Here is a 14206-nt window from a genome sequence, read left to right as displayed (position 1 = left end):
TAATATCAAGGCAACAAATAAATCACACAAAAGTAAATAAAATAGCCAATAATGAATATTTAAAGTGGTAGACAGTTCATTATTAAGGTTGGATACAATGCAGAAATTATATTTTAACGATTAAGGAGACTAAGATTACTAGAAGATCATTTTAAAGAAGATGATGTTGGAGAGATTTGAATTTTTTAATTGTTTTAAAATTTTATATTCAAAAAGCAAAAAACCACTTGCAGTAAAACTGCAAGTGGTTTTTTTAATGTGGCGGAGGAGGAGAGATTTGAACTCTCGGAGAGCTATTAACCCTCGCTGGTTTTCAAGACCAGTGCATTCAGCCGCTCTGCCACCCCTCCGGAACGGAACGAATAATACAGACTTAAAGGCTTGCTTGTAAAGTTTATTTTAACAAAAAAAAACTGTTTGCCGAATAATCGAACAAACAGTTTAAATAAACAACATTGAGATTAAATTACAAACAAAACAATTACTTAAATCGACTTATATGCGCTTCAGGATGTTGCTCGGCATGGCATTCGAATAAGTATTCAGTTAATGAAGATAACACCTCATCGTCTGTTCCTTTACCCAATGAATAAGCAACAGTATGCTGATCGATACGTCGAATTTGCGAACCACAAATAGGCAGGCGTTCACGGTCTGGTAATTGTAGATACAGGTTATTAAGGACTTCGGGTAGTGCAGCATTCTCATCATCTTCAATTAATAATGAAATACCTGACGCGGATAAGTCTTTAACATGATAAGGCAAGAGCTCACCTGCCTCATTAACAATACTCATGGTTTTGTCGGCAGCTAAACGCCAAGAACGTAAATGTTCACCTGTTTCATAAATTTTTGGAGACTTTAATGACATGCTAAAATTACTGAAGTCACCCATTTCCATTTGTACTGGAAAAACAAGGTGGTGATCGCCGTAATTTGCAACTAATTGCAAATCATCTGCTAACCCAAGCTGAAACAATAGCGCTTCTTTGCCACCGGATTGACCTGAGATATCATACTTATGTTCTTTACCATTCATGATTTCAGTTTCAAGCAACATTTCAGATAGCAGCTCGAACTCTTGATCGTTTACTAGTAACTCTTGATGTAATTTAGCCACGTGGCCTCCATGTTTAAAGTCGGGGAAATCCTTAACTATATAACCTTACGACAATTTTCAGATATTATGATCAATTAATTATCATTTTTGACCGTTCTTGTTCTCATTAATTCATTTTTTTTAAAAAAATCAGCTTCATTCTTCATAAATATTGTTGCCAAGCGCCTGCTCCTGTATCCTAGCGCATCATTATCATTCCATTTTTGATTGCAGGCAGACTGAATATGCAAGAATTATACAACCCTAAAGAAATTGAAGCGAAATTCCAAAAGTATTGGGATGACAATCAATCATTTAAAGCGACAGAAGATCCATCAAAAGAAAAATATTACTGCCTCTCAATGTTTCCATATCCAAGCGGCAAGTTACACATGGGACACGTGCGTAATTATACCATAGGTGACGTAGTTTCTCGCTTTCAACGTATGCAAGGAAAAAATGTAATGCAACCAATGGGTTGGGATGCATTTGGCTTACCTGCAGAGAACGCTGCACTTAAAAACAACACTGCACCAGCAGGTTGGACATATGAAAACATTGCTTACATGAAAACACAGCTTAAACAGTTAGGTTTTGGTTATGACTGGAGTCGTGAGTTAGCAACATGCCAACCGGAATATTACCGTTGGGAACAGTGGTTTTTCACTAAATTATTAGAAAAAGACTTAGTGTACAAAAAAATGGCAACGGTTAACTGGGATCCTGTAGACCAAACTGTTCTCGCTAACGAGCAAGTTATTGACGGTCGCGGCTGGCGTTCTGGTGCAGTTGTTGAGCAAAAACAAATTCCACAGTGGTTCATAAAAATTACTGCCTATGCACAAGAATTATTAGACGATTTAGATCAACTAGACGAATGGCCTGAGCAAGTACGTACTATGCAACGTAACTGGATTGGTCGCTCAGAAGGTATTGAGATGGACTTTAAAGTAGCAAACAGCGATCAAAGTTTCTCTGTTTATACTACTCGTCCAGATACCGTTATGGGAGTAACTTACGTTGCTGTCGCTGCACAGCATCCACTTGCACTAGAAGCTGCAAAATCTAATCCGGCATTAGCCGCATTTTGTGAAAGCTGTAAGAACGTTAAATTAGCGGAAGCTGAATTAGCAACTATGCCTAAAGAAGGTGTTGATACAGGCTTAAAAGCGATCCACCCGATCACTGGACAAGAAGTACCTATTTGGACGGCTAACTTTGTATTAATGGGTTATGGTTCTGGTGCGGTTATGTCGGTGCCGGCTCATGATCAACGCGATTACGAGTTTGCCAAAGAGTACGGTCTGGATATTAAAGCCGTGATCAAACCTGCTGATGCAGATGTAGATGTAAGTAACGAAGCTTATACAGAAAAAGGTGTTTGTTTTAATTCTGGTGAATTTACTGCATTAGATGGCTTAGACTTTACTGCAGCATTTGATGCGGTAGAAACACGATTAGTAAGTGAGAATAAAGGCAAAAGACAAGTTAACTTCCGTTTACGTGACTGGGGTGTTTCTCGCCAACGTTACTGGGGTGCGCCAATCCCAACATTAACACTTGAAGATGGTACTGTTGTACCTGTACCCGAAGATCAATTACCGGTTGTGTTACCTGAAGATGTCACCATGAACGGCATTGTTTCGCCTATCAAAGCGGACCTAGAGTGGGCTAAAACGACTTATAACGGCCAACCTGCGACTCATGAAACTGATACGTTTGATACCTTTATGGAATCAAGCTGGTATTACGCACGCTATTGCTCACCGCAAAGTGACGATAAAATGTTAGACCCAGCTAAAGCGAATTACTGGTTACCGGTTGATCAATACATTGGTGGTATTGAACACGCTATTTTACATCTTTTATACTCACGCTTTTTCCATAAATTACTACGTGATTTTGGACTAGTAGATTGTGATGAACCTTACAAAAAATTGCTAACGCAAGGTATGGTATTAGCAGATGCTTATTACTATGAAGATGCTAAAGGCGGTAAAGTTTGGGTATCTCCAACTGAAGCAATCACGGAAACTGATGCTAAAGGTAAAGTTATTTCTGCTAAGACAGCCGCAGGACAAGTCCTTATTTATGATGGCATGAGTAAAATGTCTAAATCAAAAAATAATGGGATTGACCCACAGGTGATGATTGATAAATACGGCGCAGACAGCGTACGTTTATTCATGATGTTTGCAGCACCTGCAGAACAAACATTAGAGTGGTCGGACTCCGCATTGGAAGGCTCATTACGTTTCCTTAAACGCTTATGGAGATTAGCATTTGAACATGTAGCGTTAGGTGAAGTAGCGACCTTAGATATTAAAGCGTTCAACAATGATCAAAAAACTTTACGTCGTGAGTTACATAAAACTATTGCTAAAGTAAGCGATGATGTCGGTCGTCGTCAAACCTTTAATACTGCGATTGCAGCAGTTATGGAGTTGATGAACAAACTAGCTAAAGCGCCAACTGAAGCAGCGCAAGATCGTGCTATTTTACAAGAAGCATTAGTAGCAGTGACTAAAATGTTATCGCCTATCACTCCACATATTTGTGCTGAGTTATTCACCCTACTAGGCTCAGAAGATGACATTTTGTCAGCACCTTGGCCAACGGTTGATGAATCAGCACTAGTTGAAGATTCAAAACTGATTATTGTTCAGGTAAATGGCAAGCTGCGTGCAAAATTAACTGTCGCTGCTGATGCAACACAAGCAGATGTTGAAGCACTTGCTAATGCAGATGAGAATGTTAGCAAATTTACTGAAGATAAAACGGTGCGTAAAATTATTTATGTACCCGGTAAACTACTTAACATTGTTGCCAATTAATCGTTGCTAATTAATCATTGCTAACGAGCTGTTAGTAAGTAGAATTAATGAGTAATTAACGTTAATAAGTAATACTTTAATAGCGAGCATTACTCGTTTATTTTAACAAACCTCTCACTTTATTTAATTAGATTGAGGGGTTTGTTCTTAAATAGAATAGCAAACGTCGTTTGTTCTCTAACCTCAATTAAATGCTATCAAAAGGCTGTTTATGCACTCATTTAACCTTCAAGCTTTGTATCGTCATAGATTGTTTTTAACAACCTTAGTCATGACTCTTTTACTCAGTGGTTGCGGATTCCACCTTAAGCACAACAATGGTTTAGTTGAAAAGTTTCCAGAAATTTACTTACAAACTAATAATCCAAAGGGTGAATTAGCTCGCTTAGTGAGATTGCGATTACGTGGTGCAAACATTAAAATTTTAACTGAATCATCACCAAGTTCTGCAATATTACACCTTAAGTCAGAACGTCAAAGTGAACGTACCATCTCTTTATATGCAAATGCTCAGAATGCAGAAAAAGAAATTGGTTATGTCATGACGTACTCTTTGAAGTTGCCTAATTATACTCCACGTGATTTTAACGTTAATTTGTATCGAGATTTTCTTGACGATTCAACACAAGCCTTAGCTAAATCTAGAGAAGCGGAATTGTTGACCAAAGAGCTACGCGCAGTGGCGGCAGATCATGTTATTTCGACTATGTTAAGCATGCAAGATCCAACGGCTGAGTAATTTCAATGCGCATTTATCCAGAGCAATTAAGCAGCCATATTCAAAAAAAACTGCCCAGCTGTTGTTTAATCTTCGGCGATGAGCCTTTATTGTCCATTGAAGCTTTTGAACAAATTCAATCTCATGCCAAAAATCAAGGCTTTCTAGAACGTTTTAGTTATAGTTTGGATGGCAGCTTTGATAAAGACCAAATATTTAGCCAGTTTAATACCCTATCTTTGTTCTCTGAAAAGCAAATTATTGAACTCACCCTGTCTAAAACAACAAAAGAAAATACTGACTTTATTCGCGAGATCACTCCGCTATTAAATACAGATATTCTATTGGTGTTAAAAGGCCCTAAGCTGAATAGTCAGCAACTAAAGAGTGTATGGTTTAATAAATTAGAGCAACAAGGTTTATTTATTTCAACCAATGCCCTATTACCACAGCGCTTTCCACAATGGTTATTTCAGCGCCTTAAATTTGTTGGCTTAACTGCTAATTCGGAAGTCATCGATTTTCTAGTGTTACATTTTGAAGGTAATTTATTAGCCGCCAAACAAGAAATAGAAAAGCTCTCTATTTTATTTCCTAAGCAACATTTACATCTTGCGCAAGTGGAACAAAGTATTACTACCCATAATCACTTTAGTTTATTTCAATGGGTGGATAGCCTCTTGGCTGGAGATAAAGCACGTAATGCACGTATCATTAAACAATTGCATGCTGAAGGCACTGAGTTATTGTTACTCAGTGCAACGATAAGCAGTGAAATACAAAAACTACTTTCCTATGCATATCAACTCAAAAAACAGCCACTAACAACTTTATTGGCGCAACAAAAGCCAAAACTGTGGCCTGCGAAACAAGCCTTACTCACGAATGCTTTAACCCGACTAAACACCAAGCAATTAGAAAATATGCTGATTCAATGTGCGCAGTTAGAGGTCTCGGTTAAGGTTGAAAATAAATCTGATACTTGGTTACAGTTAGATGCAATCTGTTATCAATTTTTAAAATAAAGCCATCCCTAAGGACACCTTGCGATGAACAAAAGCAACCAAACAGCAATAGGTTTTTTAGGCGGCACCTTTGACCCCATTCATTTTGGACACCTACGCCCTGCACTCGAAATTCAACAAGCTTTAGATTTACAAGCTTTGTACTTAATGCCTAACTATATCGCTCCCCATAAATCTAAAAGCTTGGCAAGTGCACAACAACGTATTGATATGGTGCAATTAGCTATTCAAGATACACCCACTTTGCAACTCACAACACAAGAACTTTTACGACCTTCTCGCAGTTATACGATCGACACCTTAAAACTGCTAAGACAACAGTATCCCGAGACTCCTTTGTGCTTTATTATGGGAATGGATTCACTGATTCAATTTGATTCTTGGTATCGATATCAAGAAATATTGAGCTATTGTCATTTAGTTGTCAGCCACCGACCCGGCTGGGAGCCACAATTCAATAGTGTTATCAGTGAATTATTAAGAAAACATCAAATAAGTGACCCTGCCCCATTACATCAGTTTTTGTCGGGTCATATTTATTTTCAAAGTACAACACAGTTGGCTATATCGTCATCTGAAATACGCGATTTACTCGCAACAAATAAAAGTATTAACTTTTTAACTCCACAACCTGTATGCGCTTATATAAAAGAACAACGATGTTATAAATAACCTATCGCACCACTGCCAAATAAGGAACAACATTATGTTAGCTCTGATTAAAAAGACAGTAAGCAAGCCCCTCAACAATATCGTCATATCCTGTTTGTTATTATCCGTAAGCCAAAGTGTATTTGCAGTCACCTCAGTGGTGACTGAAACACCAATCATTACGCCTCCTGCTTCGCAACCCGCTATTTATAGCCAAATGTCTATTCATCACCCAGTGTGGGCAAGAAGTGGCATGGTCGCAACACAAGAGGCAGTAGCCACTCAAATAGGTCTCGATATTTTAAAGCAAGGCGGTAATGCAGTAGATGCAGCCGTTGCAGTGGGCTATGCATTAGCAGTCACTTTGCCAAGAGCAGGTAACCTAGGCGGTGGTGGTTTTATGTTGGTCTACCTTGCAGATAAAAAACAAGTGATCGCCATTGATTATCGAGAAAAAGCCCCTGCTAGCGCATCACGTGATATGTATCTTGATGCAGAAGGTGAAGTGGTACCTGACCTTTCTAAATTTCATGGTCTAGCGATTGGTACTCCGGGCACAGTGATGGGCTTAGAGCATGCCCGTAAAACTTACGGAAGCTTATCTCGTGAACAACTGATGGCACCTTCGATTAAGCTAGCTGCACAAGGCATCGAGGTAACTGCAGACTTAGCTAACTCGCTGACAGCAATGCAACAGCGTCTTAGTCAATGGCCAAACACGCGTAACATCTTTTATAAAAAAGATGGCTCAAATTATCAAGCGGGTGATCTACTCAAACAAACTGATTTAGCAAAAACATTAACTTTAATCAGTGAACAAGGTGAAAAAGGGTTTTATCAGGGTCCTGTTGCAAAAGCGATTGCTAACAGTATTAAAGAAGCTGACGGTGTGGTCAATGAAGAAGATCTAGCCAATTATAACATAGTAGAGCGTGAAGCCATTAAAGGCACTTACCGTGGTTATCAAGTTTTCTCTATGCCACCACCTTCTTCAGGCGGCGTGCATATTGTACAGATTCTTAATATGCTTGAAAATTACGATATCACCGCAATGGGACACAATAGTGCACAACATATACATACATTAGTCGAAAGTATGCGCCGTGCTTATGCAGACCGGAGTTTACACTTAGGTGATAGTGATTTTGTAAAAGTACCAGTAAAAACATTAATCAGTAAAAAATATGCAAAACAGTTAGTTGCGGCTATTAATCCAGATCAAGCAACATTAAGCAAAGATGTACAACCTGATGCTAACTTACCCTATGAAAGTGACCAAACAACACATTTTAGTATTGTCGATAAATGGGGCAATGCAGTAACTAATACTTATACGTTAAATTATAGTTACGGGTCGGGTATTGTTGCAGAGGGAACAGGTGTTTTATTAAATAATGAAATGGATGATTTTTCAGCTAAACCCGGCCATGCTAATGGTTATGGTTTAATTGGTGGAGAAGCAAATGCGATTGCACCAGGTAAGCGCCCACTTAGCTCAATGAGTCCAACGGTTATTTTAAAAGATAACGCGTTATTTATGGTGACAGGTACACCCGGCGGTTCTCGTATTATTACCACCACATTGCAAGTTATCTCTAACGTTATCGATTATGGTATGAATGTCGCAGAGGCAACCTCAGCAACACGTATTCACCATCAATGGTTACCGGATTATATTCGTATTGAATCAGGTTTAAATGCCGATACAATCAAACTATTAGAAGCGAAAGGACATAAACTAAAACTTCAATCTACCATGGGTAGTACACAAAGTATCATGAAAAAAGACACCGGATTATTTGGTGCTTCCGATCCCCGTACCCCTTCTTCATTAAGTATGGGTTATTAGTTTATTAGTTTATTAAAAGTGATAGGCCGCTGAAAGTGTGCCAAAACGACTATCTTCCGACTGATCTTTATATTGGTCGGAAGAATAGGTCAGACTATACATCAAGTTCCAGTGAGAAATATTAAACACCGCCCCCACCGTTGCTGCAGTTTGCCAATGAATTAAATCCACATGATGACTACTGTTAAAAGTATTACCATCGATAAAGATGTCATTTAATACATAAGACCCTGATAAATTAGCAAATATATACCAACCAGCTGCATTAGGCGTTTGCCCTTTTAATTGCTGTATCGGAAAAGGCGTGCTCGAAGCAAAGCTCGATTGTAATTGCTGTCCCCAGCGAACCCCAACCCCAACACTTGCATCGGATAATAAGTTCCCTGCTCCTGCACTAAGGCCAGAAATAAAATCAATCTCAGAACTTTCAAAGTCAATGCTAGCATTACGCCATAAGCGCTTTAGTTGTAACCTTACAACAACTTCATTATCTATTTGATTATCCCAGCCCATGGGCTGATTGGCACTGAGTTGTTCATGGACCGACTTTTGTACCACTTTGGCACCAGCTGCAGGACCTACAATGCCAATTGTTAAGCTGAGGTCATCGATAATAGATTGATTATAAGCAAGTATATTGACTTCCCAAGCTAGAAGACCAACATAGGGAGCATCTTCTTCAATGAGCGTGGTTTGTTTAATATCGACAGGTGTTTGAATAAATTGACCAAGATTGTAATGAATTGCGTATTGTCTATTTGCTAGGGAGCTTAAATATGTTCTATCCGTTAAATATACGATCCAATTAGGCAAGCTATCATTGTCTAGGGCATCGATATCATAATATCCCCAGTTCACCATCAAACCATTACTATAGCCTCCATCGTCATCAAAAAAGAGATCGTTTTCAAAGCTACCACCAAAATAATCAAGTTCCTCGCTTGAAGCAATAACCGGCATCGTGAATAGACTGATGATAAATACAATAAAATAGTTCATAGACTTCCCTGTATTAAAATAATGAGTAACTTCAACTTGAGGATTTTTAATTTAAGCTGTATTAGCATCGCGATACAGCTTCAAATAATGATTGAGAGAACTAATGCTATTTTTGTAAATGGTGTAAAAGTAATTTTTGAATGCTTACTTTGGTCTCTTTTTCTGGGGTCATAAAAGCAAGTCCATACTGTGTATGGCCATTAGCAATTGATGTTTGAATATTTTTTAAAGCCACAGATAGCTGAACACTTTTATCTGCACTACTGTTAGCGCTTTCATCTTCAATGGAGATCGAAAGACGGTATAAGTTATGTAAGTCCAATGCTTCTTTTTGACGAGTAATAAAAGCACAACCTTGAATAGAAATATCACTTAAAAGACCAGTAACAAGGACTGAGTTAGCATCACTATCTAGTAAAGAAGCTTCTATTTTTACAGCGACTCTAAGATGTTGGCGTAATTCGGCAGATTCAATAGCTTTAGGGTAGTCTAAAACTAACCAACGCCCTGCAATGGTCATTATTTTTTGTATTGAAGAGCGGAATGCAATCACACTGGCTTGTTGATCTTCATTATTCATGAAGCGCACAATAACGTCTTTTGATTCTTTAATATGAGGCGCGGCTTTTTCCCAGGTAGCATCGTTACCAAATGCCAAAATAACTGACATATTAGGATCAACACCAATTAAACGTGTTTTTAAACGTATCGGTTTAGTGGCGGTAATAATTTGTAAATGTACAAGCTCACCACAATTCACTTGGTTTAAGCGAACAAACTCCCGATTATCTATTTCAGCCACTAGCATCCCTTCATTTTTGTTGTTACTGCTTCATCAATTAATTTATTCAATCACTTATCATCATTACTGAACAAATTAACCTTGTTCTACAAAAGAGATTCAAGGTGAAAGTGATGTTTCAGTAAGAGATAGTCGTTAATTATGCCTAAAAAACCCATTTGCGCATAATAGTTCCTTGAATAATAGAGGCTTAAATACGATATAAATCATAAATAAGTACGTTAAAGCAATATTAACTATTAGCTACCTTACACAAACATCGATTTCCCTCCTTTTAGACTTGGTTAAATGGCATGGCCATGATCAGCAATTAGTTATCACGCCTATGATCAGTTATGATCGACCTTAATGACCAATATTCAAGACCAGCAGAGAGATACAAAATGACTCAACCTATTGTTACAAAAAAACAGCTGATTGATACCCTGACCCTATGGGAACAAAGCAAAATTGATAATGAACAACTTCAAGACTGGATGGTGACACACTTTGATCCACCAGAAACCTTGATTGGTGAAGATGAAGCAGAGCTAGTACAGGAAGCAATGCATATCATTATGAATGAGTATGAATTAGCGAAGCTTGATAAATTTAAACCAGAGGGATATAACTTTGCGATGCAATTTTTACAATGCACAGAGGAAAATTTTGTGCAATTAAGAAAGCAGTTCATCCACCAAGGTTTTAGTGACTAACTTCTATAAGATTTAGCTATTCCTTTATTATATCAACTTGCAATTTCAGACCAGCTGCAAGTTGATAACTTCGTATACTTTGATCTACAGATAATTTGATCAATAGTTTCATTGAGCACTGAAGTCAAATATTCAACTTATTTAAATCGATTTTGCATTATAAAGTTAATATTAGAGAGTAAGTAATAGGCCAATTAAAGCTGGAATATATAAAGTTTGGAACTTATATAAGTGAAATAGGTAAGCCCTCTATTACCCGCTAACTAATAACTTATAAACTTATAACCTTATAACCTTATAACCTACCAACCAATTACCCACTAAGCATTAAAACCAGCGATAATTAAGCTTAATTGCACCTGATATGTGCGTTAACATTTATAAGCGACGGGAAAAAATACTTTAAAGATCAATGTGCATTTTATAATAGGGTACGGTTTTTTTAAAGAATACATCACCACTTTGGGTACAACCAAAGCGCTGATAAAATGGTAATGCAGAGGCTCTTGCGTCAAACCATAAATAGTTTATATCCACCATTTTTAATGATTCAATCAGGTGATTTAACATTAATGAACCGATCCCCCTTCCTTGATAAGATTCAAGCGTTGCAAACTTCCTCAATCTCGCTCTATTTTTTTCAAGGTAAAGTGAAGCTACACAAATTATCTGCTCATTTAATATCACGCCAAAATGTAATGCTTCTGCATCACCTTCTACCTGACAGAATTCAGGTGATTCGTTAGGCCATAGCACCTGATGTCGAACAGGGATTGTTTGTTGCCAGCTTAACTTGATAACTTGAGGATTGAATATATTTGCCATCTTAATTTTTCGAAATAGTTATTTGTGAATAAGTTACTTAAAGACTAGTTACTAGCGGAGTCATTACTTTCAAAGCCGATACTTTATAAAATAATCACTTGTAAAATAGTTACTTGTAAAATGAAACTTACTGATCATTTACGTTAGTGGCTTTATCACATTGACAACGCCAACAAATATCAAAAGAAGATGCATTGGTTTCATTACAATTTTTACAAACCCAATCGGCTCCTGATTTTTCAGACTGTGATTCATTGGCAATAGCTTCTGCTTGTTCAAAATCAGCATCATCAAACACCCAAACTTCAGGCCAACAATCGAATGCGGCAGTCTCACCTAAGGCACCCTGTGCAAATTCATTTTTGATAAATACTTGGATCGATTGAGCTTCAATTAAGTTTTTTACGTTATTTACAATAAAGTGGTTTTCATTACTGAATACTAATTTCATTTTTTATACTCATCATTTTATAGTTCAGATTACCAACCATATTTATTGAATCTAGGCTCATTTATCGATGATTAAACAGGCAGTGATTATTAATCTTTGTATAACCAAAGCTTCCAATAAGTAATCAGCCAACTAAATTTAACCTAATAATTTTAATTGGCTCACTAATTTTCAAAGCAATTAATTAATCAACAAATATTTCCATTTCTTCACCAATTTGCTTACGCATATCCATTAGTTTCATGGCTGTATCATGCTGCTTAATATCAGCTTCTGTTTCTGGTATCCATTGTGGTACTTGCTCTGATTGACCATTCTGATCAACAGCAACCATGATCACAATACAATGTGTAGTTGTTCGTTTGTTGAGAGATTTTGGATCACAAGCATTCACTTCTAAGGCAATGTGCATCGATGACTTACCGGTATAAATTACCTTTGCAAGTACTTCTACCAAGCTGCCAACATGAATTGGTGCAACAAAACGAATACCACCCGCGTATGCCGTAACACAATAACGACCACTCCACCCTGCCGCACAGGCATAAGCTGCTAAATCGATCCATTTCATAACAGCACCACCGTGAACTTTGCCTCCAAAGTTAACATCTTGTGTTTCAGCTAAAAATCGAAGGGTAATATCGCGTTGCGGTTTTTTCATAGGTATTCTCTAAATAGGGTAAGTTAAATGAGTTTATAGTCTAGATGAATTTATCGTCTAAATAACCTGTTAGCAAATAATTAATTATGCTATTCATCAATAATTAGTAATATGACTCGCTCATAAGAGAAGATTATTAGTAGAATCGGCATTGATTCTTAAATTGATGAATAAAGTACTAAGACATAGTTACTTCATATAGTCGATTTAGCCCCCTTCTTATTCATCAAATTTGTAACTTCACATATTATTTCCACGATAAAAAATTACTCACCACTTTTGTTGATTACAAGATTAAGTTAATCACTTATTATTTGAATCTCAGTTTTTCTCAGGCACATCGTTTAAACTTTTCAAAACTAAACAATCTTCAGCATCTTCACCTGCACAATTATCAATCATGGTTAATAACTCTTCCTCTAACGCCTTTAACTGCTCAATTCTTTTTCTCACATCAGTTAAGTGATGTTGCGCGACTTGATGTGCTTGGTGAGGGTCATGGCGTTTACAGTCTTGCAAATGGATCAATTGTTTAATTTCGTCGAGACTAAAACCTAATGCACGGCTGTGGCGAATAAAATGTAATCGTTGGCATTGTGAACTTGTATATTGCCGTTGATTACCAGCACTGCGCATTGCTTTATCTAACAACCCAATCTCTTCGTAATAACGAATGGTGGGTATTTTACATTGTGTTTTTTTACTTAATTGTCCAATCGTATAAATCATTAGATGCCTATATATTTTAAAATAACTAAATAAAATGCTTGAACCTCTAGTTACTAGAGCTTATATATTAAATTCATAAAATCATTTTACAATCTAAAAGGGTTATTTTATGGCAGGATGTTGCAATCATAAGGCAGATTTTACAGGTATGGATCCCGCTTATAAACGAATATTAGTGGCTGTGATCCTTATTAACGCAATCATGTTTTTTGTGGAAATGTTTGCGGGAGTAAAATCAAACTCTCAAGCACTACAGGCTGATGCCTTGGATTTTCTAGGTGATACGCTAACCTACGGTATTAGCTTATGGGTGATCGGCAAATCATTATCTTTACGTAGTCGTGTTGCATGGTTAAAAGGCGTTAGCTTATTAGCCATGGCAATATGGGTTTTATCATCCACATTGTATAAATTTTGGTTCATAGAAACCCCCGATGCAAGCATTATGGGCAGCATCGCTATTCTCGCTTTTATCGCGAATGTGGTCAGTGTTTTATTACTCATGAAATATAAAGATGGAGATGCCAATATACGCTCTGTTTGGTTATGCAGCCGTAACGATGCAATTGGTAATTTAGTAGTATTAGTGGCTGCCTCCGGTGTATGGGTCACAGAAAGTGCGCTACCAGACTTAATCGTTGCTGCATTTTTAGCGACTTTATTTTTAAGTTCAGCAAAGCAAATCATTCAACAAGCTAATAGCGAGAAAAAACAACAGGCGGATGCCAAGCATCATCAACATTAACCGCTTCTAAAATAAAAAATGTACCAACTTTTCTCATTCACTATTGAGCAGTTTTAGCTGAATGAGGAAATATATAGTTAAACTAATGAATAACTTACCCCCCACTTCAGAAATATTTAACAT

At 37.3% G+C, this 14206-nt stretch carries 14 protein-coding genes and 1 tRNA gene; 7 read left to right on the top strand and 8 right to left on the bottom strand.

Going from position 1 to position 14206, the window contains the following annotated elements; translation table 11 throughout:
- Nucleotides 1-259 precede the first annotated feature (259 nt).
- Nucleotides 260-350 (bottom strand) — tRNA-Ser (locus tag GQR44_RS15810).
- Between the two features lie 131 nt (nt 351-481).
- Nucleotides 482-1120 (bottom strand): PilZ domain-containing protein, encoded by a 639-nt coding sequence (locus tag GQR44_RS15805; protein WP_166372671.1) that lies wholly within the window; start codon nt 1118-1120, stop codon nt 482-484.
- A 224-nt stretch (nt 1121-1344) separates the two neighbouring features.
- Between GQR44_RS15805 and leuS the strand changes: the two genes are divergently transcribed.
- The 5 genes from leuS (at nt 1345) to ggt (ending at nt 8176) form a co-directional block, all read left to right on the top strand.
- Nucleotides 1345-3933 (top strand): leucine--tRNA ligase, encoded by a 2589-nt coding sequence (gene leuS, locus GQR44_RS15800; protein WP_166372670.1) that lies wholly within the window; start codon nt 1345-1347, stop codon nt 3931-3933.
- Nucleotides 3934-4144: 211 nt separating this feature from the next.
- Complete coding sequence (gene lptE / locus GQR44_RS15795) at nt 4145-4672, top strand: LPS assembly lipoprotein LptE (protein WP_240923682.1); 528 nt, start codon at nt 4145-4147, stop codon at nt 4670-4672.
- Nucleotides 4673-4677: 5 nt separating this feature from the next.
- On the top strand, nt 4678-5676 hold the full coding sequence (holA, locus tag GQR44_RS15790; protein ID WP_166372669.1) for a DNA polymerase III subunit delta: 999 nt from the start codon (nt 4678-4680) through the stop codon (nt 5674-5676).
- Nucleotides 5677-5700: 24 nt separating this feature from the next.
- Nucleotides 5701-6348 (top strand): nicotinate-nucleotide adenylyltransferase, encoded by a 648-nt coding sequence (gene nadD / locus GQR44_RS15785; protein ID WP_166372668.1) that lies wholly within the window; start codon nt 5701-5703, stop codon nt 6346-6348.
- 34 nt (nt 6349-6382) lie between these two features.
- Nucleotides 6383-8176, top strand: coding sequence for a gamma-glutamyltransferase (ggt, locus tag GQR44_RS15780; RefSeq protein WP_166372667.1), 1794 nt, complete (start codon nt 6383-6385; stop codon nt 8174-8176).
- Between the two features lie 12 nt (nt 8177-8188).
- Here the strand turns inward: ggt and GQR44_RS15775 are convergent, their stop codons facing one another.
- Together GQR44_RS15775 and GQR44_RS20075 are read right to left on the bottom strand one after the other, a co-directional pair.
- The gene (locus tag GQR44_RS15775) at nt 8189-9175 is read right to left on the bottom strand and encodes a lipid A deacylase LpxR family protein (RefSeq protein ID WP_166372666.1); all 987 of its coding nucleotides are present in this window, start codon (nt 9173-9175) and stop codon (nt 8189-8191) included.
- 106 nt (nt 9176-9281) lie between these two features.
- Entirely contained in the window at nt 9282-9977 is a 696-nt protein-coding gene (locus GQR44_RS20075) for a PilZ domain-containing protein (protein ID WP_166372665.1), read from the bottom strand.
- A 383-nt stretch (nt 9978-10360) separates the two neighbouring features.
- Here GQR44_RS20075 and GQR44_RS15765 point away from each other — a divergent pair, with 383 nt between their 5' ends.
- Nucleotides 10361-10672: a hypothetical protein gene (locus tag GQR44_RS15765; protein WP_166372664.1), complete on the top strand. Its 312-nt coding sequence runs from the start codon at nt 10361-10363 to the stop codon at nt 10670-10672.
- 402 nt (nt 10673-11074) lie between these two features.
- Here GQR44_RS15765 and GQR44_RS15760 read toward each other — a convergent pair whose 3' ends face one another.
- The 4 genes from GQR44_RS15760 to GQR44_RS15745 all read right to left on the bottom strand — a co-directional run bounded on the left by GQR44_RS15760 (nt 11075) and on the right by GQR44_RS15745 (nt 13338).
- Nucleotides 11075-11497, bottom strand: coding sequence for a GNAT family N-acetyltransferase (locus tag GQR44_RS15760; RefSeq protein ID WP_166372663.1), 423 nt, complete (start codon nt 11495-11497; stop codon nt 11075-11077).
- 127 nt (nt 11498-11624) lie between these two features.
- Nucleotides 11625-11948, bottom strand: a complete 324-nt coding sequence (locus GQR44_RS15755) for a DUF2007 domain-containing protein (protein WP_166372662.1) — start codon at nt 11946-11948, stop codon at nt 11625-11627.
- Nucleotides 11949-12132: 184 nt separating this feature from the next.
- Nucleotides 12133-12609, bottom strand: a complete 477-nt coding sequence (locus tag GQR44_RS15750) for an acyl-CoA thioesterase (RefSeq protein WP_166372661.1) — start codon at nt 12607-12609, stop codon at nt 12133-12135.
- A gap of 321 nt (nt 12610-12930) precedes the next feature.
- Nucleotides 12931-13338 carry a helix-turn-helix domain-containing protein gene (locus GQR44_RS15745; RefSeq protein ID WP_205963097.1) on the bottom strand — a complete coding sequence of 136 codons (408 nt, stop codon included), beginning with the start codon at nt 13336-13338 and terminating at the stop codon, nt 12931-12933.
- A 109-nt stretch (nt 13339-13447) separates the two neighbouring features.
- On the opposite strand from GQR44_RS15745, the gene GQR44_RS15740 reads away from it, so the two are divergent.
- Nucleotides 13448-14083 carry a cation transporter gene (locus tag GQR44_RS15740; protein WP_166372660.1) on the top strand — a complete coding sequence of 212 codons (636 nt, stop codon included), beginning with the start codon at nt 13448-13450 and terminating at the stop codon, nt 14081-14083.
- The last annotated feature ends 123 nt before the right edge of the window (nt 14084-14206 follow it).

The sequence above is a fragment of the Psychromonas sp. SA13A genome (assembly GCF_011378715.1).
In the GTDB taxonomy this organism is placed as follows: domain Bacteria; phylum Pseudomonadota; class Gammaproteobacteria; order Enterobacterales; family Psychromonadaceae; genus Psychromonas.
This window is presented reverse-complemented; position numbering and strand designations above follow the sequence as displayed.

What these genes read in the sequence shown, in the direction of transcription:
- GQR44_RS15760 (WP_166372663.1), bottom strand. Translation starts at nt 11,497, where the DNA reads ATGGCAAATATATTCAATCCTCAAGTTATCAAGTTAAGCTGGCAACAA.
- GQR44_RS15755 (WP_166372662.1), bottom strand. Translation starts at nt 11,948, where the DNA reads ATGAAATTAGTATTCAGTAATGAAAACCACTTTATTGTAAATAACGTA.
- lptE (WP_240923682.1), top strand. Translation starts at nt 4,145, where the DNA reads ATGCACTCATTTAACCTTCAAGCTTTGTATCGTCATAGATTGTTTTTA.
- holA (WP_166372669.1), top strand. Translation starts at nt 4,678, where the DNA reads ATGCGCATTTATCCAGAGCAATTAAGCAGCCATATTCAAAAAAAACTG.
- nadD (WP_166372668.1), top strand. Translation starts at nt 5,701, where the DNA reads ATGAACAAAAGCAACCAAACAGCAATAGGTTTTTTAGGCGGCACCTTT.
- GQR44_RS15750 (WP_166372661.1), bottom strand. Translation starts at nt 12,609, where the DNA reads ATGAAAAAACCGCAACGCGATATTACCCTTCGATTTTTAGCTGAAACA.
- GQR44_RS15745 (WP_205963097.1), bottom strand. Translation starts at nt 13,338, where the DNA reads ATGATTTATACGATTGGACAATTAAGTAAAAAAACACAATGTAAAATA.
- leuS (WP_166372670.1), top strand. Translation starts at nt 1,345, where the DNA reads ATGCAAGAATTATACAACCCTAAAGAAATTGAAGCGAAATTCCAAAAG.
- GQR44_RS15765 (WP_166372664.1), top strand. Translation starts at nt 10,361, where the DNA reads ATGACTCAACCTATTGTTACAAAAAAACAGCTGATTGATACCCTGACC.
- GQR44_RS15740 (WP_166372660.1), top strand. Translation starts at nt 13,448, where the DNA reads ATGGCAGGATGTTGCAATCATAAGGCAGATTTTACAGGTATGGATCCC.
- ggt (WP_166372667.1), top strand. Translation starts at nt 6,383, where the DNA reads ATGTTAGCTCTGATTAAAAAGACAGTAAGCAAGCCCCTCAACAATATC.
- GQR44_RS15775 (WP_166372666.1), bottom strand. Translation starts at nt 9,175, where the DNA reads ATGAACTATTTTATTGTATTTATCATCAGTCTATTCACGATGCCGGTT.